The organism is Rothia sp. HMSC036D11 (assembly GCF_001814205.1).
Classification (GTDB): Bacteria; Actinomycetota; Actinomycetes; order Actinomycetales; family Micrococcaceae; genus Rothia; species Rothia dentocariosa.
The window spans coordinates 19,054-41,306 of the sequence record NZ_KV815278.1 but is presented as its reverse complement, the minus strand read 5'-3'; the positions used below and the strand labels follow the sequence as shown (position 1 = coordinate 41,306).

The window sequence follows — 22,253 nt, the reverse complement described above, 5'->3', positions numbered from 1 at the left end:
CACGCATATCGTTCACATCCCGCTATTTTTCTGCCTCTTCGTCACTGAGACTGTTGTTTGAACTTTCCTTACTATCGAGGTTTGCGATATTTAGGGGTCGGGCAGCAGGTTTAGTTTTCGCCGTCCCTGAACCCATCATTTTCACGAAAACAATGCTCACCCCAAGGTCAAAAAGAACCATAAGACACCCAAAGGGGTTATCGTATGCAACGGTAATCATGGTCATCACGAAAGAGAATACAAGACCATAGTTATTCACCTTTTCAACCCAGGGATAGTCTTTGCGCCGTATAAATTTTGCGCAGGCGCGGGTCTGTACGGCCGTAATATATACTGCATAAGGAATCATCAGAAACCCAAGAATCGCTATATGGGATAATGGCCGTTCAACCGATAACAGATTTACAGAAGTTTCTTCGCGATATGAAGTTGAATACCGCGCCATAGAGTTTATCCACGAATAAGCTATAACTACTATCGGAATATACGCCAGAGCTATACGAAGAACATAGAATATCTTGAGATTCTCAAGCCCTAGGGGTTTTGCCGCAGAGACTTCCACTGAATCGTGCGCCTTCTCTAGCGATTTTACGGGACTTCCTGAACTTGTGGGATTTTCCGGCTTTTCGGCATCATTTTCCGGCTCTCCACTAGGGCGGATCACGAGTTCCTCATCCCCCAGCTGGCCGTAAAGTGCCGTATACGCAGGAAGTTCATTATCTGCCGAGGCACCATCGACCATACCCGACCAAGGAACCTTGCGGCTGCTTTGAGCGGCAGGTGCATCGCGAGCAGAATTATGGGGCGAAAAGTCATGGTCAGTACTCATATTTTCACCCTAGGATTACACCCTGGATATTCTATGAAAACCCCCTGAACATTCTCAATGAATATACTCCTTACATATTTCCTCATACTAAAAAGGCTCTTTACGTCAATAAAGCATTGGAAAACCCGCTCCATTGACATAAGCAGATGCGGCGGCTAGAGCGCGCATTTCCACACGGGTAGCGTTCGTTCCCGAATGTTTATATGAGAGTGCCCCGGACTCCTTGAAGGAGTCCGGGGCACTCATATGTTTTCACAGCTGGCTACCTGCTACATTAAAGGCTCCGGCGGGTTCTGAGGCTGTGCATGCTGAGACTGTGCGGTTTGCGCTTGTGCTCCCTGCGTCTGTGCTGGCACATCAGGGGTTTGCGGCACATAAGTATGTGGAGCCGCCGCGTAAGCAGGCTGAGTCTGAGTCGTCTTCATTCTCTGGCGGCGAGAATATTCGCGAATCACAATGATGATAAAGAATATACACAGAACCAGATTAATAATGTACAGTCCCCAGTCTAAGTATGTTGAAGCTTTGGCATATTCAAAGAAAATATCTAAGCGCAGAAGATTCTCAATCAGTTTAGGCAGCGAGGGCAACTGGACGATTAAACCGAGGATATTCACGCCCAGAATATAGCCAAGGCCTTTGGACCGCAGGTATAGTATTGCCGCGATAATCTGCATGATTTCATAGACCGGATATCCAATAACCTGCGGTGCTTCGATAATTTCTGTGAGGGCGAGCGACACATAACCATCAAGAATCGTGGTAACAAGTTTGTAGAGAATCCGCACGCTGAGCCATAAACTCACCGCCGTGACTACGATGCGCACCCCATACAGCCAACGGAACGGGAATTTGGGGTATGCCGTCGTCACGGCTATGGACGCCTCCGTTTGGTTCGCAGCTCCCGGATGCGCATACTGTCTCGGTACCGTCGAAGCCTGATCGTCGGAAGGCTGCGACGCTGCCCAGGGTTTTACCGCATCCTGCGGATTCTGTTCGACAAAGTTCTCTCTCGATGATTGCTCACTCATAAATATAAAACTATCATGCACACCGTTCACGACGGCGACTATTTTCGCCGGATTCGCCCGGCAGACCTCTCACACACATACTAAAAAGGCTCTTTATTCCAATAAAGCGGTGGAAAACCCGCTTTATTGGAATAAAGAGCCTTCTGATGCCGGGGCAAACCGGCTAAGCATTACCTACTTGTTCAGCGAGGTGCCTGCCGAGCCGAGCTGCTGGCAAGCCTCAACCACGCGAGCTGCCATGCCCTCTTCAGCCTTAGCGCCCCACACGCGGGGGTCGTATGCCTTCTTGTTGCCGACCTCGCCGTCAACCTTGAGCACGCCGTCGTAGTTGGTGAACATGTGACCGGCGACCGGGCGGGTGAAAGCGTACTGGGTATCGGTATCAATGTTCATCTTGATCACACCGTAGGAAACCGCATCCGCAATCTCCTGAGCGGTCGAACCGGAACCACCGTGGAACACGAGCGAGAACGGCTTCTCCTTACCGTACTTAGCGCCGATCTCGTCCTGAATCTGCTTGAGCAGTTCGGGGCGCAGGTGCACGTTACCGGGCTTGTACACGCCGTGCACGTTACCGAAGGTCAGCGCCGCAATGTAGCGACCCTTCTCGCCCAGACCCAGAGCCTCAACGGTCTTCACCGCGTCATCAACGGTGGTGTACAGGGTGTCGTCAATAGCGCCTTCAACGCCGTCTTCCTCGCCGCCAACGGCACCAATCTCAACCTCAAGCACAATCTTTGCCTTGTTGGTGCGCTCCAGAAGCTCAGCCGCAATTTTGAGGTTCTCGTCAAGATCAATAGCGGAACCATCCCACATATGGGAGTTAAAGATGGGGTCTTCGCCGCGCGCCACAGCCTTTTCAGACTCGGCGAGCAGGGGAAGAACAAAGCCATCCAGCTTGTCCTTGGGGCAGTGGTCAGTGTGCAGCGCGATGTTCACGTCGTACTGTTTGGCGATCTCACGAGCGTATGCCGCGAATGCCAGGGAACCAGCGACCATATCTTTCTTCGATGCTCCCGACCAGTACGCTGCGCCACCAGTGGATGCCTGAACAATACCGTCAGAACCAGCCTCAGCGAAACCGCGAAGGGCGGCGTTGAGGGTCTGCGAGGAGGTGACGTTTACTGCCGGGTAGGCGAAGCCTTTTGCTTTCGCATTCTCCAGCATCTCTGCGTAGACTTCGGGGGTTGCAATAGCCATGCTGACTCCTTGACTAGGGTGCGGGAAAACGTAAATTCCCGTGGTTTTGTTGGCGCGTCTGAACGCCATCTACAGAGACTATTTTACCAAGGGGGTTAGGGTTTTCTGTAGACTGAAAGCGCCGGTTTTTCGGCTTATTTCGGGCTTTGATGAGGCATTTTAGCCCGTATTTGAGAGTCATTGTCATCATAATGAGGGGAACGCCGAATGGGTGAAAATAACCCTAAGAACGCACGGCTGGCACGCCTGCAAGAACGCCGCGCGGCGATTCAAGCCCGCATGGATGCGCACGTCATTGGAGGTGGACCCGTCGCCACATCCCTCGCTCTCATTGAGCGGATGCGCGCCGAAGGTGCCACCGACCTTGAGATAGATACCGCTCTCGCCAAGAAGAAGCTCCCCTCCGTCATCGAGGTGGGGCGCAAATCCGCGCTTCATGTGCCCGGCTGGTGGCTGCTGACCCGCCGCAAGAAGCGCCTCGACCGAAAGATTCACGCACTGGGCGGCAGCTAAACCCACGAAAAGCGAGCGCCGTCTCCTCGCATCCTGTACACCCTGCCTGTATAAATACACACATATTTTTCTGTGAGCCAGGGATAATTTTATGTTCCCTGCTATAGCAAGGAATAAACTGTATTTATTAAATTTCAATAACAATTCTCGGAATATTCCCGGCATCACAGTAGTACGTGCATTATGCATTGACGCGCATATTATCGGGGTGTGCTCCCCGTAACATTCTTATACTTGGTCTGCTATAGTCTTAAAAAACTCCATGCGGCTTCCGGAATTTACTATATATCCGCGTGGAACAACACCGTATTGTGGCGCTCTAAGAAGGTACACCATCGTTCCCACTGGGCGCTGCAGGTCATAAGGAAAAATATGAGTCTCGATTCACCTAAAAAACCTATGACGCGACCAGACCACGAAGACGCCTTCGCTCATGAGCAGGAAGGTCTGCACAAGGGGCTAGGCGCTCGACAACTTCAAATGATTGCGATCGGTTCCGCTATCGGTACCGGTCTATTCTTGGGGACAGGCGGGCGCCTCGAAAAGGCCGGCCCTATGCTTGCGATCATTTTCGCCGTCTGCGGGTTCTTCGGCTACCTGATCCTGCGCGCACTGGGCGAGCTGATCCTGCACCGCCCCTCCTCTGGTTCGTTCGTCTCATACACCCGCGAATTCTACGGCGAAAAGGCGGCGTTCGTCTCCGGCTGGCTGTACTGGCTCAACTGGGCTATGACGGCGGTAGCGGATGCGACCGCAATTGCTATCTATATTGCCTGGTTTGGGCGATATAACCAATTCTTTGCCGACCTGCCGCAATGGCTCACCGCCTTCATCGTGGTGATTGTGACCGTGGCCCTGAACCTGGTCTCGGTTAAACTCTTCGGCGAGCTGGAGTTCTGGTTTGCGCTCATCAAGATTCTGGCGCTGCTGACCTTCATGGCGGTTGGTATTTGGTACCTCATCTTCGGACAGCCTATCAAAGGCGTGCAGCCCGGTATTCCGCTGATTATGTCACATGAGGGGCTCTTCCCGCAGGGTATTCTTCCGGCGTTAATCGTCGTGCAGGGCGTTGTGTTCGCATACGCCGGTATCGAGCTGGTGGGCACCACCTCCGGCGAAACAAAGGACGTCAAGAAGATTATTCCGCGCGCTATCAACGCTGTGGTGTGGCGCATTGCTATCTTCTACGTGGGCGCCGTAGTGCTGCTGTGCCTGCTCATGCCGTACACCGTCTACAGCGATGACGAGTCGCCCTTCGTGACCTTCTTCGACAATATTGGCGTGACTGCGAGCGCCCCGATCATGCAGCTGGTCGTGATTACCGCCGCCGCATCGTCGCTGAACGCGGGCCTGTATTCGACCGGTCGTATTCTGCATTCGATGGGTGTTGCCGGGTCTGCGCCGAAGTTCGCAACTAAGGTTTCTAAGTCCGGCGTTCCGGTGGCGGGTATTCTGCTGACCGGCGTGGTGGGGCTTTTCGGTGTGGTTCTGAATTTCATTGTTCCCGAACAGGCGTTTGAGGTCGTGCTCAATATTGCGGCCTTCGGTACGATGGCATCCTGGGTTGCTATTTCGCTCTCGCACCAGAAGTTCCTCAAGCTGGCCAAGGAAGGAAAGTACACACGCCCCGAGTACCGTGCTCCCGGCGGGCGCTTTGCCGACTGGTCGGTTCTGACCTTCATGGCTATTGTTATTGTGCTGATGGCACTCGACTACCCCGTGGGCACATGGACTCTCATCTCGCTTCTTTTCGTGATTCCGCTGCTCATTATTGGTTGGTTTGTGGTGCGCGATCGCGTGAATGAGGTTGCGCGTGTTCGTGAGGGCTTCACGGGCGCTGTTCCGGTGATTGCGGCTCCTCCGATGGCGCGTAAGCTTTCGAATGAGGGCGTGTACAAGAATTACTTCACGGAACTTGCCGAACACGACGATGATTCGGATGAGGATCGGAAGTAGCTTTTTACACACATTATTTTCCGGATATTGCACACACTACGCTGACATAATGCCATGCATATTGTCAGCGTATTCCGGGGAATATTATATACATCACAGTAATAATCTATACATTTGACCGCTGATATACTGGTTCAGTATTTCATGTCAGCCTCTCACGACTAAGGAGATTTATCGTGACCGACCACAGGGTTGAATTTGTTGATGTTGCATCCATGGCGCAGTGGATTCAGCGTGACGGCGTTGGGAATATTATTGCCGGTATGGTGAATTTCTTGGAAGAAGATTTCAAGAAATGGCAGAGCTTCGATAAGATTCCGCGCGTAGCATCCCACACCCCCTTCGGCGTGATTGAGTTAATGCCGACCTCAGATAACATCATCTATTCCTTCAAGTATGTGAACGGGCACCCCTCGAACCCTGCACGTGGATACCAGACCGTGACCGCGTTCGGTCTGCTGGCTGATGTGGATAACGGATACCCTGTTTTCCTCGCGGAGATGACCCTGCTGACCGCCCTTCGTACCGCCGCTGTTTCTGCCATGGTGGCTAAACATCTGGCACGCAAGGATTCGCGGAAGATAGCGATGATCGGCGCCGGTTCACAGTCCGAGTTCCAAGCCCTTGGGATGCGCGCCGTCCTCGGCATCGAAGACCTTGTGGTGTACGATGTTGATCCCGCTGCTATCGAGAAGTTCCGCCGTAATCTAGAGCCGCTGGGGTTCAGGATTCATGCCGCATCCAGCGTGGACGAGGCCGTTGCAGACGCCGATATTATTACCACCTGCACCGCCGATAAACAGCAGGCAAAGGTGCTTCTAAATTCGCAGGTGAAGCCCGGCGTGCATCTGAATGCTATTGGAGGCGACTGCCCCGGCAAAACCGAGCTGGAAAGCGAGATTTTGGATCGTTCGACAGTGTTCGTGGAGTTCCCGCCGCAGACCCGCATCGAAGGTGAAATTCAGCAGAAGGACCCGGACTTCCCTGTGGTGGAGTTCTGGAAGGTGCTGACTGGCGAAGAGCCCGGGCGCGTCTCGGATGAACAGATTACTCTCTTCGATTCGGTGGGCTTTGCGATCGCCGACTTCTCGGCACTGCGCTATGCACGCGAGGCAACCCGGGGCACCGATCTGCAGCAGTTCATTGACCTGGTGGCGAACCCGGACGATCCGAAGGATCTTTTCTCGCTCGTGAACGTGAACGTTCCGGTAGGCTAGAGTCCACTCCCCTACACAACACCGCGAGCAGGTGGTTTTTGGTCCGAGCAGGTAGGATTTTACTACCTTTTCGGCAAAATCCTACCTGCTCGCGGTGTATTTGCTTTAAGGTGTCTGCCCGAAAACATGGCGGCGTACCCAGGCGTGCATCGCGATCCCGGCGGCGGTTGCCGCGTTCATCGAGCGGGTTGAACCGAATTGTTCGATCGAGAGCGTATCGCGTGCGGCGGCGTGAATTTCCTCCGACAACCCTGGGCCTTCCTGCCCAAAGACCAGCACGCAGTTTTTCGGCAGATCATAGGTTTCAAGCTGCACCGAGTCTGGAAAAATATCGATGCCGATAATGTCCAGCCCCTCGCCCTGCGCCCACGCCACAAAGTCCTCAATCGTGGGATGATGCCGTACATGCTGGTACCGGTCGGTCACCATCGCACCGCGCCGGTTCCAGCGTTTCTTACCGATAATATGCACTTCCTTCGCCAAAAAGGCGTTCGCGGTGCGCACCACGGTACCGATATTCAGATCGTGCTGCCAATTCTCGATCGCGACGTGAAAATCATGGCGGCGCGTATCAAGGTCGGCGATAATCGCCTCCATGCTCCAGTAACGGTACTTATCCACCACATTGCGGCGGTCGCCCTCACGCAGAAGCTGTTCATCCCAATGGTCGCCCTCAGGCCACTCGCCCTCCCAGGGGCCGACTCCAACCTCAAACCGAGGCGTTCCAAAAGCCTCGCTTTCGGGGTACTCCTGCGGTGTATTCTGCGGTTCTGCAGACTCGTTCACGCGGGGTTCCTGCCCGAAATCTGAGGGGTTAAGGGGGGTCTGATGGCTTGGGGAACTCATGGTTTCTTTCTGATGGCGCGTACATATAGTGCCGGATGCGCGGCGAAGGAATCTGGGGGCGGGCGGTGCGGCAATGCCCGCACGCCGCTAACTACCGGCACGCGCGGGCACCTATAAAGCCCCTAGTCGAGCCCTAAATCATCCTTGGAGTAGGCGTAGAAGCAGGGGACCCCGGCAACCTCTTCGATATGTTCTTTCGCCCCGGTTGCACGGTCTACGATGACGGCGACGGCGACGACCTCGGCGCCCGCTGCGCGCAGCGCATCCACGGCGGTTAACGCAGACCCTCCAGTGGTGGAAGTATCTTCAACGGCGACCACGCGGCGACCCTCAACGCTAGGCCCCTCAACCTGGCGACCCATGCCGTAGGACTTTTGCGCCTTACGCACCACAAACGAATCGATAGCGCGGTCCTGATCGCCCGCCGCGCGCATAATTGCGGAGCCAACGGGGTCGGCACCCATCGTTAGACCACCGGCGGCCTCAAACTCGATGCCGTTGCGATCGAGCAGATCGAGCATCACCTGACCGACCAGGCGCGACGCTTCGTGATGCAGGGTAATACGGCGCAAGTCGACGTAGTAGTCGGCTTCTTTCCCGGAGGCAAGAGTCACTTTACCGCGCACCACGGCAAGCTCGGAGATGAGCTGGCGCAGACGTTCGCGGGCTTCTTCAATAGGCAGGGTTTCGGAAAGTTTAGTCATATTTCAAGTTTAGCGGGTTACCCCGGGCACGGGCTGGCGGTGGGTGTAGGGCTATGCCTTAGGTGCCTTTAGGGGTGCGTCCCGGCTCTCTGCCGCGTAAAAAAGGCTCTTTATTCACATAAAGAGCCTTTTTAGCACCTACTGCCTAAATATGCAGGTTAGTTCTGGTACGGCGCCTGGGGCTGAACGGGCTGCGCCTGTACGACTGTGGGCTGAGCCATCGGATTCTGTGCCAGACGGTACGCCTTGGAATCACGCATAAACCTGTTGGTCCCGGGCATCCACAAGAAAACAATCAGGGCAACGTTAGCGATAAACAACACCACGTAGATCACAATGAGCGTAGAAAGGGAAGACGTAAAACCGGGCGCGAGCGATGACCTCTCTTCATTCATGCCGCTCAAAGCCGCCGATGTGATAAACGTGTGCAAAACAATACCGGCAAGGGCCAAAACAGCAATAACGGTCATGACGATACGCGACCAGTTGTATCCTCGGTAGATGAAAACACCAAACAGGATGTACAGAATAATGCTGAGGAACAGCGGAAGAGAAATAAAGGACACAAACGATTCTAGAGTATTGTAGTTTCTGAGTGACTGCCCGCCATTCATCGCAGCCACAGTCTGCAAAGAGCTCATGGCAGACCTCATGGTACCGAACTCAACGAGGCGTAAGAGCGCGCACGCCAGACTGACTATAAAAGCGGTCATAGCCAACGCCGTAATTTTGGGGCGAGTGGCTGGTATTGAAGCTGCAGCGGCGTAAGCTGTCGGTGCGGGCTGCATCATAGGCTGCTGAGAAGAAGTTTGCTGAACAGACGGGGAATTCTGCGGTTTTTCTTGACCGGACGTAATGTTTTCACTCATCGGTGATGCTCCTTCAAATATTGTGTGCGGAAAGCTGGTTTTGTGAAACCACCTCTAGAGCATAGCCGAAATTATGTGAAATAGGGGTATTCTGCGATGGTTCGTCGGATTTCAGACTGCACCGAACATGCCGCATCAAATAGAGCCTTGATAGTGAATAAAGCATTAAAACCCACTTGATATAAATAAAGAGCCTTTTTACAAGGCGGACGAGGAAGCGAGTGCGCGGATGGCGGCGGCGACCGCATCCGGATGCGGGTCCACCGTCAGATTTGCGAGCGGCAGCAAGGCTTCATGCGAGCCCACCGCGACCGCATACTGAGCACCCTCAAGCAGCCCTACATCGTTCATATCGTTGCCAAACGCGATATAAGGATCGGGTTTTTCGCCCGGACGCGCGCCAAGCGCCTGCGGGAGAGCCGAAACTTTATGCACTCCCCCGGGCGCCAGGTCAATACTCGTGGTGGCATCCTGGTGCTTAGTCACATGCAGGTTTAGGCTCGCGATAGTCTTTTCAAGCTCGGCGTAAAGATGCGGATCATTGATGTCAAGCAGAATTATTTTGACCGGATTCTCCAGGTCTTTCAAGGAAACTAGGCGGTCCGTTCCCTCAGGGTTTAGCCGTTCCACGAGCACATGCGCATCGGGCAAATCAAAGGCGTAAGAATCCAGGGAGTCCACGATATAGTGCAGCCCGTGACGTTCGATAAGATCCCGAATTTTTGCATAACTATGTGCATCTAGGTGTTCCCGCGCACGCAGCTGCCCGTCCCGGTACAGCAGTGAACCGTTCGCGCCGATCAGCGCTAACCCGCTATGCGTGCGCACATCCTCAGAGAGCATGGGCAGAATATCTCGCACCGGTCGGGCGGAGGCAAAAACTGCGCGGTGTCCCGCCTGCAGCAGCGCATAAATTTCGCGCTCAATGGCGGGTTCGATCACCATGCCGTTAAAGCTGGTGGTGCCGTCGATGTCGAAGACAAAATTCATGATACCCCTGAGTTTTCTCGGTCGGTCGCGGCGACGCTCTGCTTACTCACACCCTTTTCGACGATGCGCCCCACACTCGGTGGAAGCGCCGCACGCAGTTTCGTCAACATTTCTTCGTACTCGGCGTTCGGGTCTGAATCGGCGACAATCGCGCCGCCGGCGGCGAGGGTTATAAGCCCGTTATCGTGTGCAACCAAGGTGCGTATGACAATAGAGAGATTGGCGCCGCCATCCGCCGAGAAGAACCCGAGAGCACCCGAGTATACGCCGCGGGGGCGCGCCTCCAGATCCTCAATAATATTCATTGTTGAGGGCTTAGGCGCGCCGGTCATAGATCCGCCAGGGAAGCAGGCCGCGCTGGCATGCACTGCGGAAATTTCGGGTTTAAGGCGCGCAGTGACGGTTGAAACAAGCTGATGCACCGTTGCATAACTTTCCACACCCATGAGTACAGGAACCTGAACGCTCGCGGGGTCACTCACCGTCGAGAGGTCGTTGCGCAAAAGATCGACGATCATCAGATTCTCGGCGCGGGTTTTCGCATCGTGCTGCAGCCAGTGAGCCGCAGCGGCGTCTTCCTGAGGATTCGCGCCGCGCGGGCACGTCCCTTTAATCGGCTTTGTTTCGGCGTTTCCGTGCGTATCGACCATCAGAAAACGCTCGGGAGACGATGAAAGCACCGAGAAATTGCCACACCGCAAATAAGCGGCATAGGGCGCGGGATTGTGCTTGCGCTGAGTGCGGTAGAGCTCAAAAAGCTGATCTGGCGTGAGAGGATGTTCTACCCGCGCGGTGCTTTCGGCGCTCAGGCAGACCTCATAACTATTCCCCTCATAAATATGCCATTGTGCACGTTCAATATCTGCGCAATAGCTTTCGCGCTCAGGGGCTTCAAAGCGCAGATGCTCCACATGCTGGATCAACGGTTTATCGCCACTAGGCGCGTTATTGCTCAATATCTCGTCGCACAAAGAATCTTCCCGCGCCACTTTGCGCAAACGCGGCTCAATTCCTTCAAGCCAGGGTTCGTCGCCCACCAGCCACGCGCGGCGGGTTTCATGTTCATAGGCCAGGTACCGCACGGCGGGCATCCAGAGAGAATCCGGGGTTTGCGCCGTGTGCCGGGGCGTGTATCCGATGCGCCCGGGGTGCAGGGCGGCGCGCGCCTCGTACCCGAAATAGCCCACGTAACCACCGCGCAAGCCTTCGGGCAACTCGGCAATATTGTCGGGCTCAGGCACGCTGGCAAGCGCAGTATCGAGAGCATCCCAAGGTGTCGGGTTTGTTGCCTCACATGCGTTTTCGATGCGCAACACAGCCGCCCAACGCGGGACGACACCCACATACGAGACACGAGACATGGGCGATTCTTCTCGTGCAGAATCAAGCCAATAGGCGTACCGAGCACCCGCAGCAATCACGGGGTATGCGGCCTCGGGCGTTATCTCAAAGTCGAGGGCGCGCACGTGCAGCGTTGGGTATTGATCGGGCTGAAGAATCACGTTTCCTATTGTAGAGTGCGTTGCCGCCGGTCTTGAGCGGCGTGGCTTCGACCCGAATACAAAGGATGCGACACCGGCAGCCATTTCGGGGGCTGGGGCGCCGCATCCTTATATGTCGTTTTGGCTATATACACTAATCAGATGGGGTATATTCCAAAGTTTTAGGGTGTAGCGTCATTAGTGAACGACGGCAGGTTCCTGCCCGTTTTCGCTTTCCATGGGCAGCTTTGCGGTGAACCAAGCACTTGTTCCGCCAGCAATATTTTTCGCCTGGTATCCGTTCTGGCGCAGGTATTCAGCCGCACGGTTTGAACGCCCGCCACCGTGGCAGATCACATAGAATTCTTCATCTTTACTGGGTAGCTCTGCGAGTCGCTCGGTCAGCGTTCCTAGGGTAATGTGCTGGGCACCAGCAACGTGGCCGCCTTCCCACTCGTAGTCTTCGCGCACATCAATAATCTTGGCACCGGCAGGAACATCGGCAGGGGTTACCTGGGGTACGTTATTCATGGGATTCTCCTCTATAGTCTCGTGAGATACATTATCAACTCTACAAAATTTTGAGGTCATAAGGCACGCGCGCGTGCACGCAATACACCCCAGCCCCACCATTAGACATGAGATTTCATGCAGAGTAAATACGGAATTTATGCCTAATTTCTGCACAAACATCTGTATACATATGCATTTTACAGGTATACACTGAGGAAATATAACCTAGAACACTTCCGGTTTGTGTATTCTTGGGAGGCTTTATGGTAGCCACGCAACCAGCGGCGCAGAAGCCGCGAACATTCTTTGGGCACCCACCGATGCTCGCCAATCTTTTCACCGTGGAAATGTGGGAACGGTTCTCATTCTACGGTATGCAGGTTCTTGCCCTCTATTACCTGTACTACTCTATTGAAGATGGCGGATTAGGGATACCAAAAGAGGCAGCAACCGGCGCTATGGGAGCGTATGGTGCAACCGTTTACCTCATGGCGATCCTCGGCGGTATTTTGGGCGACCGCGTCCTAGGCCCCGAACGCACCCTCTTTTATTCCGCTATCGGTATTATGGCGGGGCACATTGTCCTTGCGGTCATGCCCGGCGCAGCTGGCGTGATCACCGGTCTGCTTCTGGTCGCAATCGGTTCGGGCTGTCTCAAAAGCAGCGCCTCGGTTCTGGTCGGTTCGCTCTACAGCAAAGACGACCCCAAACGCGAAGCGGGGTTCACGCTTTTCTATATTGGCATCAACATCGGCGCGCTTTTAGGCCCGGCACTGACCGGCTGGGGATGGGGTTGGCTAGGCTTTCACTTCGGCTTCGGAATTGCGGCTATCGGCATGGCGGCCGGACTCCTCCAGTATGCGCTCACTCGCAAGAACCTGCCCGAGTCGGTGCACGAGGTAACCGTTCCGTTCACCCCACGTCAGAACAGTATTTTAGCCGGTATTCTGGCGGGTGTAGCTCTCATAACGTTCCTGTTGGTCATGATGGGCTGGATGACTACAGGCAACCTCGCCACGTGGGTGGTAAGCGCGGTCGGCATCGGGGCCATAGCTCTTTTCATACAGCTGCTCACCGCAAAGAACGTGACCAGCAACGAACGCTCGCGGGTGTGGGCGTTCATTCCCCTCTGGATTGCCAACGCTATTTTCTGGGCACTTTACCAGCAGCAGTTTACGGTCATTCCCATCTATTCTGAGGAACGGCTCGACTGGCATATTCTGGGTATGGATCTTCCTCCGACCCTCGTCAATTCCCTTGCCCCTATTTTCGTGATTCTTCTGGGGTCGGGGTTCGCCGCCATGTGGACGAAATTGGGCGATCGGCAGCCGCGCACAACCACCAAGTTCTCGCTCGCGCTCGTGATTATCGGCCCAGCATACTGGGTTTTCCTCACGCAGGTGGGCGTCTCTCACGTGGCGGTCTACTGGATGGTTATCATCATGTTCATCTTCACTGTTGCCGAGCTTACGATTTCGCCCACGGGTATGGCGCTGACCACCAGGCTCGCGCCCGAAGCCTATAAGGTGAACATGATGGCGCTTTACTGGACCTCGCTGGCGATGGGTACCGCATTCGCGGGCTGGTGCGCACAGTTCTACAGCCAAGACACTGAGGTTTCCTACTTTATTTGGGTGGGTGCCGTCTCGGTTATTGCTGGTATCGTCCTCTTCCTCTGCCGTGCACCCATCCAGAGGCTTATGCGCGATGTGAAGTAGCGGGTCTGCTCCGACCTCTTATAAACGAACACGTGCCTTGGTGTGAATAAAATGTTGGTTTTATGTTTATTCACATCAAGGTACTTTTTATGTCGGCGACACACGCCCAGTTTGAGGGTTTTCCTACGATATTTCATACAGCATCTCTCATTATTTCTGTTTAACTCTGGAAAATCTTTCGTATACCTATACATTAATATGGGTATATACTAGGGAGAATATAATCCAGAACACTCAGATTACAGTTTGGTCCTTAGGAGAAATATATGTCAGCCATAACGCCCGCCCCGGAAGTGAAGCCTTCCACCGGCGGCTCTTTCTTTGGGCATCCAAAGATGCTTGCAAACCTCTTCACCGTAGAAATGTGGGAAAGATTTTCGTTCTACGGCATGCAGGTTCTCATGCTCTATTACCTGTACTACGGCATTACCGAAGGCGGTTTGGGTTTAGATAAATCGGCGGCAACCGGCGTTATTGGCGCATACGGCGCGATTGTGTACCTCATGGCGATTCTTGGCGGCATCTTTGGTGACCGCATTCTAGGTCCCGAGCGTGCTCTGTTCTACTCCGCCATCGGTATTATGGCGGGTCATATAGCTCTCGCATTCGTACCGGGAGTTCCCGGTGTGGTAATTGGTCTGCTCCTCGTTGCTATTGGTTCGGGCGGGCTCAAGAGTAACGCCTCGGTTCTGGTCGGTTCGCTCTACACCAAAGAAGACACCAAACGCGATGCCGGATTTACCATTTTCTACATCGGCGTAAATATTGGTGCGCTCTTGGGCCCAGCACTGACCGGATGGGGATGGGAAGCTTTCAAGGGCACAACGTTTGGGTTCCACATTGGCTTCGGACTTGCGGCGCTCGGCATGGCGGCCGGACTCATTCAGTATGCGCTCACCCGCAAGAACCTGCCCAAATCGGTGCACGAAGTCACCCTGCCGTTTACCGCACGCCAAAAAGGTATTTTTGCTGGGGTTCTCGCGATTTTTGCCGCGTTAGTAGCGATAATGGTGATGCTGGGGATCATGACCCCGACCAACCTCAAAGACTGGGTTCTGGCCGCTATTACCGTTGGGGCCATCGGGCTTTTCATCCAACTGCTCACCGCCAAGAACGTAACCAGCGACGAACGCTCGCGGGTATGGGCCTTCATTCCCCTCTGGATTGCCAACGCCGTGTTTTGGGGCCTATACCAACAGCAATTCACCGTCATGGCCGTCTACTCGGATGAACGGTTGAACTGGAATATCTTAGGCATACAATTCCCGCCAACCCTGGTGAACTCCATTAATCCCATCTTCATTATTATTCTGGGCGTAGGATTCGCCACGATGTGGACGAAACTGGGCGAAAAACAGCCTTTCACAACCACCAAGTTCTCGATCGCTCTCGTGGTGATCGGCCTTGCGTTTTGGATCTTCCTCGCCCAGGCGGGTGTGCAGAGCGTAAATGTCGGCTGGATTGTACTGATCCTCTTCGTCTGCACTATTGCCGAACTTACAATCTCGCCCGTGGGCACCTCACTCACAACCAAGCTCGCGCCCGAAGCCTATAAGGTGAACATGATGGCGCTTTACTGGACGTCCGTTGCGATGGGAACTGTACTTTCCGGATGGTTTGCCCAGTTCTACAGTTTCGAGACCGAAGTTCCGTACTTCAGCTGGATGGGCGTGCTCTCCATCGTGACCGGCATCGCGCTGTTCCTATGGCGCAGACCTGTGCAAAAGCTCATGCGTGGGGTGAAGTAGTGAGGCCTATTTTCAAATATATATATCACATTCAACAACACGTCTACTTAATAGAATAGTTTTCTAAAGAAATTTCATACGTTGATATTTTAGAAAGGGTTGCTTTTGTCTCTCCGAATACCAGGAGACAAAAGCAACCCTAATTACATCCCTGTAAACCAGTAAAAACTCTACATATTTCAGAAAGCGATACACAACCCACATCAAATTATGTAAACAAGAATCGTCTTTCCGTTATACAACCGGTACTCTTACATAAACGATTTCAAAAATACCTAAACATTAAGAGTTGTATACTGTTGATTAGGAAATGTTCTACTTTAGAGAGAGCATGTGCGTGGACCATACAGCCAATTTGCAAGAGCACAACCAAGCTGTGCAGCCTTCGACCCATCCTTCAGGGGTTCTGCTGAATCGTACTTGGCATGTGCTGGCGCACCACCAAAAAGACTCAAAGCCATAGCCAGAGCCGTTGCGCCAGTCCCAACCTTGGCAAACTTACTCATTTCGAATCAGCTCCTTTGTGAATTTAATATACTAGAATTGCGCCACCTAGAAAATAAAGATGACACTACCACGCTAAATAATTCTAAAATCAATGTCAAGACTAAAGCATGTTTCCTACACTCATAGGTTTACATATTCACCAACACTATAAGCTAGACATTTGATATTTTTTAAAATTCATCGAAACACAAACTGCTGCAATATTAAAATATATACACTGCAAACTCTAGACACCCATGCTCGAACTAAAGTATTTAAACAAACAGTTATAGAATATTTTCTATTTCTGATTATAATTAAAATTAGATAAAGGTACTCTGAACTAGCTGCACCGCCCGGCACGCGCCGCGAATGCGTCGCCAAAATTTGGGGAAGTACGGGCAGTTAATGAGAATTTGGAGCTCTATTTTCTCGTTAGGGCAAGCTACTGTACGCTATTCAGCCAGCAGGGGCATAAGGGCAGAATAAGCCCCTCGTCAGCAGATCCGACAAAACACGTATTTTCACTAGTCAGATAGTAAATAGAGGCATTCTATGCTACCAAAAGTCAGGTTTTGCTCGCTGCGCATCATGTCCTGTGACTTCTGAAACCACCCTGAACATTAGACGCCGTATAAATATTCCCGTCACCGCTGCAACATGACGTTTTGTGTCTCCGCATTACTTCATGTGACGGGTGAAAGGTTCTTAAATCTTCGTTTTAGGACTCATAGCGAAAAACATTATGCGCCGCGCCCGCGACCGGTTTAGGGTATATGCCAGACCCGCCATACAGGCAGGTAAAAGACAACGTTCTATCTAAGGAGAAAACAGACATGGCACTGTACCTGATCGAGCTAACCCCCGCGACAGCTTCCAAGGACGAGGCAACTGCGCTCATCGAAACCGTTTCCAACTCCCTGAGCGAGGGCGCGGAGCTCATCGAAACTCAGGTTTCCGCCGATCACAAGCTGATCTTCGCCATCATTGAGTCTGAAAACACCGCATTCGCGCCCGCCCTCACTGCGGCTATTGGCGAGCGTGCATCCGTAGTTGGTCCCGACGAGGTTCGCCTAGTGGGCGCAGAACTCGACGACATCAAGAAGCTCAAGAAAGATGCAGACTACCTGGTCGAGTGGGATATTCCCGCCGAAATCACTATGGAGCAGTACCTGACTCGCAAGAAGGCGAACGCGCCCAAGTACGCCGAGGTGCCCGAGGTTTCCTTCCTGCGCACCTACGTGCGTGAGGATACCGCTAAGTGCCTGTGCTTCTATGACGCGCCCGATGAGGATGCGGTACTTCGCGCCCGCAAAGCCGTGAGCACCCCCATCGACCGTCTCTTCAAGCTACACGCATAAGCACATCTGCACATTGCATCTAGGAGCTCTACCATGTCTGAATTCACTCTTGAACCTCTTGAGGATTATCCTCAGCGCGAGCGCGTGCTTGCGCTTGCCGCCAAACACGCAGATGCCGTCGATGCCGGTGAGCGTTCCCCGTTTGAGAATCTGCGCGAGATTGCGAAGGATGGTCTGCTGACTCTGGGGCGCACCGGGTCTTTGCTTCCGCAGGTTTCGGTTGCTTTTGACCTTGCTTCGCAGGATGCGACAACCGGGTTCTCGCTGTGGGCGCATCGTTCTACGATTGCGTTCTTTGATGCGGTGAACCGTGAGCTGCCCGAGGGCTTGGCTGAGGCCACGACGAGCGGTACGAGTGCGATGGCGGCGGCGTATAAGGAGGCTTCGGGGCTTGCACCGATCAAGGTTTTGGGCACTTTGGTAGAGGGCGGTGTGAAGCTCAACGGCACGATTTCGTGGGCTTCTAACCTGTACCCGGGCGGCGTGATTGTGCTGCCGGTAGCTGTGCAGAATGCGCAGGAGGGGCATCCGAACCGGTATATTGTGACGGTTCGCCAGGATGTTCCTGGGCTGAAGGTTGTGTATCACCGTAACCTGCTGGCGCTCAACGGAACCGAGTCTGGCACGATCATTTTTGAGGATGTTTTTGTGCCGACCGAGGATATTCTGACCGATAATTTTGAGGGTTTCCTTAACGATGTGACCGCGCCGTTCTTACTGGTGCAGTCCGCATTCTGCTTGGGTCTTGCCGCCGGTGCGCTGGTGGAGGCTTCGAAGCATCTTGAGGCTTCGCAGGGTATTTTCAGTTCTGAGTTCCCTCTGATTGTGGGCGAGTACGAGAGCTTGCGCGATGAGCTGGTGCGTTTGGCGCGTGAGCCGCAGTGTGCCGAGCGTCGCGATTTGTTGAGCCTGCGTCTGGGTGTTTCGCATCTGGCGACGATTGCTACGCATTTTGAGCTGCAGGTTGTTGGAGGCGCCGGTTACGTTGCTTCCTCGCCGACCGCGCGGCGTTTGCGTGAGGCTTCGTTCCTGCCGGTGCAGTCGCCGACCGAGGGGCATCTACGTTTCGAACTCTCAAAGTACGACCACTTAGAGGATTTGCAGGCGGCGCTGTAGCGGCCCCCTCCCCTGCTAAATAGGCTCTTGGTGTGAATAAAGCGGTGAAAATCCGTTTATTCGCATCAAGAGCCTTTTTACAATGCGCGTGCAGGAGCCAACAGGTGTAGAATTACTGGGAATTTTGTCCTCACTTTCACCTGGAGATCGCATCCCATGAGCACACAGAAATCCGGTTTTGGCTGGCGTCTGCACGGCGACGGCAGAAGCATTAAACCCGGCTCGGTCGTGGCACCGAGCGAACGCCTCGCTTGGCCTATTACGATCGGCATCGGCGCCCAGCATGTGGTGGCGATGTTCGGCGCAACCTTCCTCGTGCCGCTGCTGACTGGGTTCCCACCCGCAACCACGCTGTTCTTCTCGGGCCTGGGCACCGTTTTGTTCCTGCTCATCACACGCGGGCGTGTGCCTTCTTATCTAGGCTCTTCCTTTGCGTTTATCGCACCTCTGGCGGCGGCGACAAATCAGCACGGCCCGGCGGGTGCGCTCGGCGGCATCGTCATGGCGGGTCTGTCGCTCTTCCTAGTGGGCGTTATTGTGCAGTTTGCGGGCACCGGCTGGCTGACGAAGCTCATGCCGCCCGTGGTGACCGGCGCGATCGTGGCGCTCATCGGCTTCAACCTGGCACCGAGTGCGAAAGCAAACTTCATGAAGGCGCCCATCACCGCGCTCGTAACCCTTATCTCGATTATCCTGATTTCGGTGCTGTTCAAGGGTATTATTGGTCGCCTCTCGATTCTACTGGGCGTGATTATCGGGTATGTGACTGCGGTTGTGCGCGGCGAGGTGGACTTTTCGACCATCGAAAAGACCGTGCAGCAGCAGGGCATTATCGGTCTGCCGCATTTTCAGAACCCCGAGTTCCACTGGGAACTTGCCGGGCTGTTTATTCCCGTGATTCTGGTGCTGGTTGCCGAGAATATTGGGCATGTGAAGTCGGTGGCGCTCATGACGGGCGAGAACCTGGATGCGTACTCGGGTCGCGCGCTCATGGCAGACGGTTTAGCGACCACCGTCGCCGGTTTTGGCGGCGGCTCCGGTACAACCACCTACGCCGAGAATATCGGTGTTATGGCGGCGACCAAGGTGTATTCGACGGCGGCGTACTGGGTGGCCGCGATTTTCGCGATCGCTCTCTCGCTTTTCCCGGCGTTTGGCGCGGCGATTGCGACCGTTCCAGCGGGTGTTCTTGGAGGTGCCGCAACCGTGCTCTACGGCATGATCGGGATGCTCGGCGTGCGCATTTGGAGCGAGAACCGTGTGGATTTCTCAAACCAGATTAACCTGACGACCGCCGCTGTTGCGCTGATTGTGGGCATCGCGGATTACACTTGGGAGTTCTCGGGCTTGTCGTTCGCGGGTATTGCACTCGGCACGGCGGCGACCTTGATTGTGTTCCACCTAATGACATTCATCGCCAAACGTACCAAGGCGGCGGGCGACCCGCTGGAACCCTTCACTGATAGGGACCACGACGAGCTGGGGCACTAGACCGGCAAAAGTTTCCTTCCGAGGACGCCAAAATGCCTTGGTGCACATAACACGCTATGTGCGCCAAGGCATTTTTAGATGTCATATGAGTATGAAGATACAGCCCGTACTCATTACTCGAATTCGAACTCTTCCTCTTCAACACTCACGATCTCAGGGAAGAAGGGTATAGCGCGCGCTACGCTGAGTGCTGTCTCTTCGCCGCCAATGCTGCCAAACTCCCGGTTTTCGCCGCTAGTTCCAAAAAGGTATAGAGCACTTCCACTGCTGAACCTCGAACGTGCAATAATCCCCTCTAACCCTGCTTCCCGAACCGCTTCTGCCCACTGTTGAGTAACAGAATAGCCCTCAGCGTGAAACAACGCAGAAGAAATATCCCCGGGCGCAAAGCCACCAAATGCTTGACGAAAATCAGCAACCTTAAATACGCGTGGGAGCTGAACACGAGCCACATAAACGCCGTCGAACCTGTTCATGGGAAGCGCTATAAGACCAATAAGTCGAGGACCTAAGCGTTCTCGAAGTGCAGCCTCAGGAGTACTTGCAAGATTAAGCGTCCCGTTGGGCATATTAAGATCGAATCTGCCCCGTTTGGGAGAAAAATATCGACAATCTCGTTTAGTATCGCCTACATACTTTTGATACGACCGGTACCATGTGCCAGGTTCTTCACCCCCGTACCCTACTGAAATTGCAGGAATCCCAGAGAGATCTAAGGGGCGGTTCGGTGGGAGTAGGGTTGATTCATGACGTTCTGTTGGCATCAGTAGTTTGCCCTCCGGTCAGCAGCATCCTGAACTGCACATGCCAGCACAAATTTGAAGTTCTCTTCGGAATCCTTCATGTACTCAGCTGCGGGGCGGCCATCAAAGAAATTCGACGGCATAGCGAGCCAAAAAGCAACTTCCCACTCAGTCAGTTTTCCGTCTAATAGGGTTTTAATAACCTGCCGAACCTGCGGATCCACTGCCCCGTCTTTGAACTGAAAAACCGGATATCCGTTACGTCCCGCCTTGTTTTTGAGGCGCAGAATATTGTTCTTGCGCACCCTATCGTTGAGGGCCTGCAGACTGATGCCGCCAAGGTATTCGCGGGTGCTGCGGCTATCCTTCACCTTGCCAATATACTTCCCAGATCCCCGCGCGCCCTTGCGCACCTCAACCGTATGCGAGAGCGCGTTCGAGAGCTCCTGCATAGACTCGGCAGTGGGAGTGATTTCACCCCGATCGATCTGTTCACGGATGCGCCGCTCAGTATCGTGCAGAACACCTGTGATGAACTCTTCGGTCGCTAAACTCTTAGGCATGATGCACTCCTTCCCTTGTACACACCACCCTATCAGCTTTATATGGCTTTATAAAGCTGATAGGTGCAAGAATTCTTGCACTCGGCAATGTTAGAGTGGGAAAGATGAAGACGAAATCGAACTACCTCATGGTCTTTCTGATTATCACCTTCGGCGTGGACGTGCTAGATCGGCACATGAAAATCGAATATATAACGGTTCCAATAATCCTCATCATCATGCTGATCGTTTTTGTTCAAATTATTTACTATTCCTTCTTTAAAAGGATTGACGCGGAAGATAATCAGCAAAACCGCTAGATGCGACGGGTCAACTCTTGGGCATTGATAAATGCGCAACAGCACTATAAATTCAGTTAATCAACTACTTCACTCATAGTTACCAGCCCATTTCGCTTTTGGGGATGCGCACCGACTTAGGGAGTTTTTCGCTGGCACGCAGGCGGCCGACATCCGTGAGGTACGGATCGGTGGCGGTGACGACCGCATCCAGCATGCCGAGCACCCGCAGCACACGGAAAAGCACGTCAGTACGCACCGATTCGCCCTGCTCAATGCGCCGCAGGGTCACGGTCGTAATGTCTGCACGTTCCGCAACCATCTGGGCGGTCAGACCCATCAGTTTGCGTTGGATGCGCAGCTGCTCGCCTATCGTCCGCGCGGCCCGGCGCACTTTGGTGGGAATATACGCCATAATCTCCATACCCTCATATAGAAAGAATTATTTCTAGTATAAGCGATAATAGAAAGAATTATTTCTATATAGACGACCGTTTTATGCCCAGTACGTACTTTCGACGGCTCCCTCATCCAAAAAACACGCCTCTCATCCAAAAATTTTTGGATGAGAGGCAAAAATTTAGATGAGGATTTGGATGA

General features: G+C 53.7%; 22 protein-coding genes. 9 read left to right on the top strand and 13 right to left on the bottom strand.

The window, feature by feature from the left end; translation table 11 throughout:
- Window positions 1-22: 22 nt before the first annotated feature.
- From HMPREF2958_RS02305 to fbaA, 3 genes are all read right to left on the bottom strand, one after another.
- Window positions 23-829, bottom strand: coding sequence for a hypothetical protein (locus HMPREF2958_RS02305; RefSeq protein WP_246827993.1), 807 nt, complete (start codon window positions 827-829; stop codon window positions 23-25).
- A 269-nt stretch (window positions 830-1,098) separates the two neighbouring features.
- Complete coding sequence (locus HMPREF2958_RS02300) at window positions 1,099-1,860, bottom strand: hypothetical protein (RefSeq protein WP_070696818.1); 762 nt, start codon at window positions 1,858-1,860, stop codon at window positions 1,099-1,101.
- A 174-nt stretch (window positions 1,861-2,034) separates the two neighbouring features.
- Window positions 2,035-3,060, bottom strand: coding sequence for a class II fructose-bisphosphate aldolase (gene fbaA / locus HMPREF2958_RS02295; protein WP_048755365.1), 1,026 nt, complete (start codon window positions 3,058-3,060; stop codon window positions 2,035-2,037).
- A 207-nt stretch (window positions 3,061-3,267) separates the two neighbouring features.
- Here fbaA and HMPREF2958_RS02290 point away from each other — a divergent pair, with 207 nt between their 5' ends.
- The 3 genes from HMPREF2958_RS02290 to HMPREF2958_RS02280 all read left to right on the top strand — a co-directional run bounded on the left by HMPREF2958_RS02290 (window position 3,268) and on the right by HMPREF2958_RS02280 (window position 6,746).
- The gene (locus HMPREF2958_RS02290; protein WP_070696192.1) at window positions 3,268-3,573 is read left to right on the top strand and encodes a hypothetical protein; all 306 of its coding nucleotides are present in this window, start codon (window positions 3,268-3,270) and stop codon (window positions 3,571-3,573) included.
- A 372-nt stretch (window positions 3,574-3,945) separates the two neighbouring features.
- A complete protein-coding gene (locus tag HMPREF2958_RS02285; RefSeq protein ID WP_070696190.1) occupies window positions 3,946-5,529 on the top strand; it encodes an amino acid permease in 1,584 nt (527 codons plus the stop codon).
- Between the two features lie 176 nt (window positions 5,530-5,705).
- Complete coding sequence (locus tag HMPREF2958_RS02280) at window positions 5,706-6,746, top strand: ornithine cyclodeaminase (RefSeq protein ID WP_004005844.1); 1,041 nt, start codon at window positions 5,706-5,708, stop codon at window positions 6,744-6,746.
- A gap of 105 nt (window positions 6,747-6,851) precedes the next feature.
- Here the strand turns inward: HMPREF2958_RS02280 and HMPREF2958_RS02275 are convergent, their stop codons facing one another.
- From HMPREF2958_RS02275 to HMPREF2958_RS02250, 6 genes are all read right to left on the bottom strand, one after another.
- Complete coding sequence (locus tag HMPREF2958_RS02275) at window positions 6,852-7,592, bottom strand: TrmH family RNA methyltransferase (protein ID WP_070696188.1); 741 nt, start codon at window positions 7,590-7,592, stop codon at window positions 6,852-6,854.
- Between the two features lie 122 nt (window positions 7,593-7,714).
- Window positions 7,715-8,296, bottom strand: a complete 582-nt coding sequence (gene pyrE, locus HMPREF2958_RS02270) for an orotate phosphoribosyltransferase (RefSeq protein WP_070696186.1) — start codon at window positions 8,294-8,296, stop codon at window positions 7,715-7,717.
- A 158-nt stretch (window positions 8,297-8,454) separates the two neighbouring features.
- The gene (locus tag HMPREF2958_RS02265; RefSeq protein WP_070696184.1) at window positions 8,455-9,165 is read right to left on the bottom strand and encodes a C4-dicarboxylate ABC transporter permease; all 711 of its coding nucleotides are present in this window, start codon (window positions 9,163-9,165) and stop codon (window positions 8,455-8,457) included.
- 198 nt (window positions 9,166-9,363) lie between these two features.
- The gene (locus tag HMPREF2958_RS02260; RefSeq protein WP_070696182.1) at window positions 9,364-10,155 is read right to left on the bottom strand and encodes an HAD-IIB family hydrolase; all 792 of its coding nucleotides are present in this window, start codon (window positions 10,153-10,155) and stop codon (window positions 9,364-9,366) included.
- Window positions 10,152-11,657, bottom strand: a complete 1,506-nt coding sequence (locus HMPREF2958_RS02255) for an anthranilate synthase component I family protein (protein ID WP_070696180.1) — start codon at window positions 11,655-11,657, stop codon at window positions 10,152-10,154. The genes HMPREF2958_RS02260 and HMPREF2958_RS02255 overlap by 4 nt, the downstream gene beginning before the upstream one ends.
- 177 nt (window positions 11,658-11,834) lie before the next feature.
- Entirely contained in the window at window positions 11,835-12,167 is a 333-nt protein-coding gene (locus HMPREF2958_RS02250) for a rhodanese-like domain-containing protein (RefSeq protein ID WP_004005850.1), read from the bottom strand.
- Window positions 12,168-12,412: 245 nt separating this feature from the next.
- Between HMPREF2958_RS02250 and HMPREF2958_RS02245 the strand changes: the two genes are divergently transcribed.
- Complete coding sequence (locus HMPREF2958_RS02245; protein WP_070696178.1) at window positions 12,413-13,867, top strand: peptide MFS transporter; 1,455 nt, start codon at window positions 12,413-12,415, stop codon at window positions 13,865-13,867.
- 266 nt (window positions 13,868-14,133) lie between these two features.
- Complete coding sequence (locus tag HMPREF2958_RS02240; RefSeq protein ID WP_070696176.1) at window positions 14,134-15,615, top strand: peptide MFS transporter; 1,482 nt, start codon at window positions 14,134-14,136, stop codon at window positions 15,613-15,615.
- Between the two features lie 320 nt (window positions 15,616-15,935).
- On the opposite strand, the gene HMPREF2958_RS02235 is transcribed toward HMPREF2958_RS02240, so the two are convergent.
- The gene (locus HMPREF2958_RS02235) at window positions 15,936-16,121 is read right to left on the bottom strand and encodes a hypothetical protein (RefSeq protein WP_070521488.1); all 186 of its coding nucleotides are present in this window, start codon (window positions 16,119-16,121) and stop codon (window positions 15,936-15,938) included.
- A gap of 816 nt (window positions 16,122-16,937) precedes the next feature.
- On the opposite strand from HMPREF2958_RS02235, the gene HMPREF2958_RS02230 reads away from it, so the two are divergent.
- The 3 genes from HMPREF2958_RS02230 (at window position 16,938) to HMPREF2958_RS02220 (ending at window position 20,069) form a co-directional block, all read left to right on the top strand.
- The gene (locus tag HMPREF2958_RS02230) at window positions 16,938-17,462 is read left to right on the top strand and encodes a DUF4242 domain-containing protein (RefSeq protein ID WP_004005853.1); all 525 of its coding nucleotides are present in this window, start codon (window positions 16,938-16,940) and stop codon (window positions 17,460-17,462) included.
- 33 nt (window positions 17,463-17,495) lie between these two features.
- Complete coding sequence (locus HMPREF2958_RS02225; protein WP_070696174.1) at window positions 17,496-18,578, top strand: acyl-CoA dehydrogenase family protein; 1,083 nt, start codon at window positions 17,496-17,498, stop codon at window positions 18,576-18,578.
- A 156-nt stretch (window positions 18,579-18,734) separates the two neighbouring features.
- Entirely contained in the window at window positions 18,735-20,069 is a 1,335-nt protein-coding gene (locus HMPREF2958_RS02220) for a uracil-xanthine permease family protein (protein WP_070696172.1), read from the top strand.
- A gap of 113 nt (window positions 20,070-20,182) precedes the next feature.
- Here HMPREF2958_RS02220 and HMPREF2958_RS02215 read toward each other — a convergent pair whose 3' ends face one another.
- Together HMPREF2958_RS02215 and HMPREF2958_RS02210 are read right to left on the bottom strand one after the other, a co-directional pair.
- Window positions 20,183-20,833, bottom strand: coding sequence for an RES family NAD+ phosphorylase (locus tag HMPREF2958_RS02215; protein WP_041321631.1), 651 nt, complete (start codon window positions 20,831-20,833; stop codon window positions 20,183-20,185).
- Window positions 20,833-21,375, bottom strand: coding sequence for a hypothetical protein (locus tag HMPREF2958_RS02210; RefSeq protein WP_013398075.1), 543 nt, complete (start codon window positions 21,373-21,375; stop codon window positions 20,833-20,835). The genes HMPREF2958_RS02215 and HMPREF2958_RS02210 overlap by 1 nt, the downstream gene beginning before the upstream one ends.
- 104 nt (window positions 21,376-21,479) lie before the next feature.
- Between HMPREF2958_RS02210 and HMPREF2958_RS02205 the strand changes: the two genes are divergently transcribed.
- Window positions 21,480-21,674 carry a hypothetical protein gene (locus HMPREF2958_RS02205; protein ID WP_048778058.1) on the top strand — a complete coding sequence of 65 codons (195 nt, stop codon included), beginning with the start codon at window positions 21,480-21,482 and terminating at the stop codon, window positions 21,672-21,674.
- Between the two features lie 79 nt (window positions 21,675-21,753).
- On the opposite strand, the gene HMPREF2958_RS02200 is transcribed toward HMPREF2958_RS02205, so the two are convergent.
- On the bottom strand, window positions 21,754-22,068 hold the full coding sequence (locus tag HMPREF2958_RS02200) for a helix-turn-helix domain-containing protein (protein WP_004005858.1): 315 nt from the start codon (window positions 22,066-22,068) through the stop codon (window positions 21,754-21,756).
- Between the last annotated feature and the right edge of the window lie 185 nt (window positions 22,069-22,253).

Coding starts and splice junctions, on each gene's coding strand:
- HMPREF2958_RS02200 (WP_004005858.1), bottom strand. CDS start 22,068: ATGGCGTATATTCCCACCAAAGTGCGCCGGGCCGCGCGGACGATAGGC.
- HMPREF2958_RS02245 (WP_070696178.1), top strand. CDS start 12,413: ATGGTAGCCACGCAACCAGCGGCGCAGAAGCCGCGAACATTCTTTGGG.
- HMPREF2958_RS02265 (WP_070696184.1), bottom strand. CDS start 9,165: ATGAGTGAAAACATTACGTCCGGTCAAGAAAAACCGCAGAATTCCCCG.
- HMPREF2958_RS02215 (WP_041321631.1), bottom strand. CDS start 20,833: ATGCCAACAGAACGTCATGAATCAACCCTACTCCCACCGAACCGCCCC.
- HMPREF2958_RS02275 (WP_070696188.1), bottom strand. CDS start 7,592: ATGAGTTCCCCAAGCCATCAGACCCCCCTTAACCCCTCAGATTTCGGG.
- HMPREF2958_RS02250 (WP_004005850.1), bottom strand. CDS start 12,167: ATGAATAACGTACCCCAGGTAACCCCTGCCGATGTTCCTGCCGGTGCC.
- HMPREF2958_RS02220 (WP_070696172.1), top strand. CDS start 18,735: ATGAGCACACAGAAATCCGGTTTTGGCTGGCGTCTGCACGGCGACGGC.
- HMPREF2958_RS02205 (WP_048778058.1), top strand. CDS start 21,480: ATGAAGACGAAATCGAACTACCTCATGGTCTTTCTGATTATCACCTTC.
- HMPREF2958_RS02300 (WP_070696818.1), bottom strand. CDS start 1,860: ATGAGTGAGCAATCATCGAGAGAGAACTTTGTCGAACAGAATCCGCAG.
- HMPREF2958_RS02230 (WP_004005853.1), top strand. CDS start 16,938: ATGGCACTGTACCTGATCGAGCTAACCCCCGCGACAGCTTCCAAGGAC.
- HMPREF2958_RS02305 (WP_246827993.1), bottom strand. CDS start 829: ATGAGTACTGACCATGACTTTTCGCCCCATAATTCTGCTCGCGATGCA.
- HMPREF2958_RS02210 (WP_013398075.1), bottom strand. CDS start 21,375: ATGCCTAAGAGTTTAGCGACCGAAGAGTTCATCACAGGTGTTCTGCAC.
- HMPREF2958_RS02225 (WP_070696174.1), top strand. CDS start 17,496: ATGTCTGAATTCACTCTTGAACCTCTTGAGGATTATCCTCAGCGCGAG.
- fbaA (WP_048755365.1), bottom strand. CDS start 3,060: ATGGCTATTGCAACCCCCGAAGTCTACGCAGAGATGCTGGAGAATGCG.
- HMPREF2958_RS02285 (WP_070696190.1), top strand. CDS start 3,946: ATGAGTCTCGATTCACCTAAAAAACCTATGACGCGACCAGACCACGAA.
- HMPREF2958_RS02235 (WP_070521488.1), bottom strand. CDS start 16,121: ATGAGTAAGTTTGCCAAGGTTGGGACTGGCGCAACGGCTCTGGCTATG.
- HMPREF2958_RS02290 (WP_070696192.1), top strand. CDS start 3,268: ATGGGTGAAAATAACCCTAAGAACGCACGGCTGGCACGCCTGCAAGAA.
- HMPREF2958_RS02240 (WP_070696176.1), top strand. CDS start 14,134: ATGTCAGCCATAACGCCCGCCCCGGAAGTGAAGCCTTCCACCGGCGGC.
- pyrE (WP_070696186.1), bottom strand. CDS start 8,296: ATGACTAAACTTTCCGAAACCCTGCCTATTGAAGAAGCCCGCGAACGT.
- HMPREF2958_RS02260 (WP_070696182.1), bottom strand. CDS start 10,155: ATGAATTTTGTCTTCGACATCGACGGCACCACCAGCTTTAACGGCATG.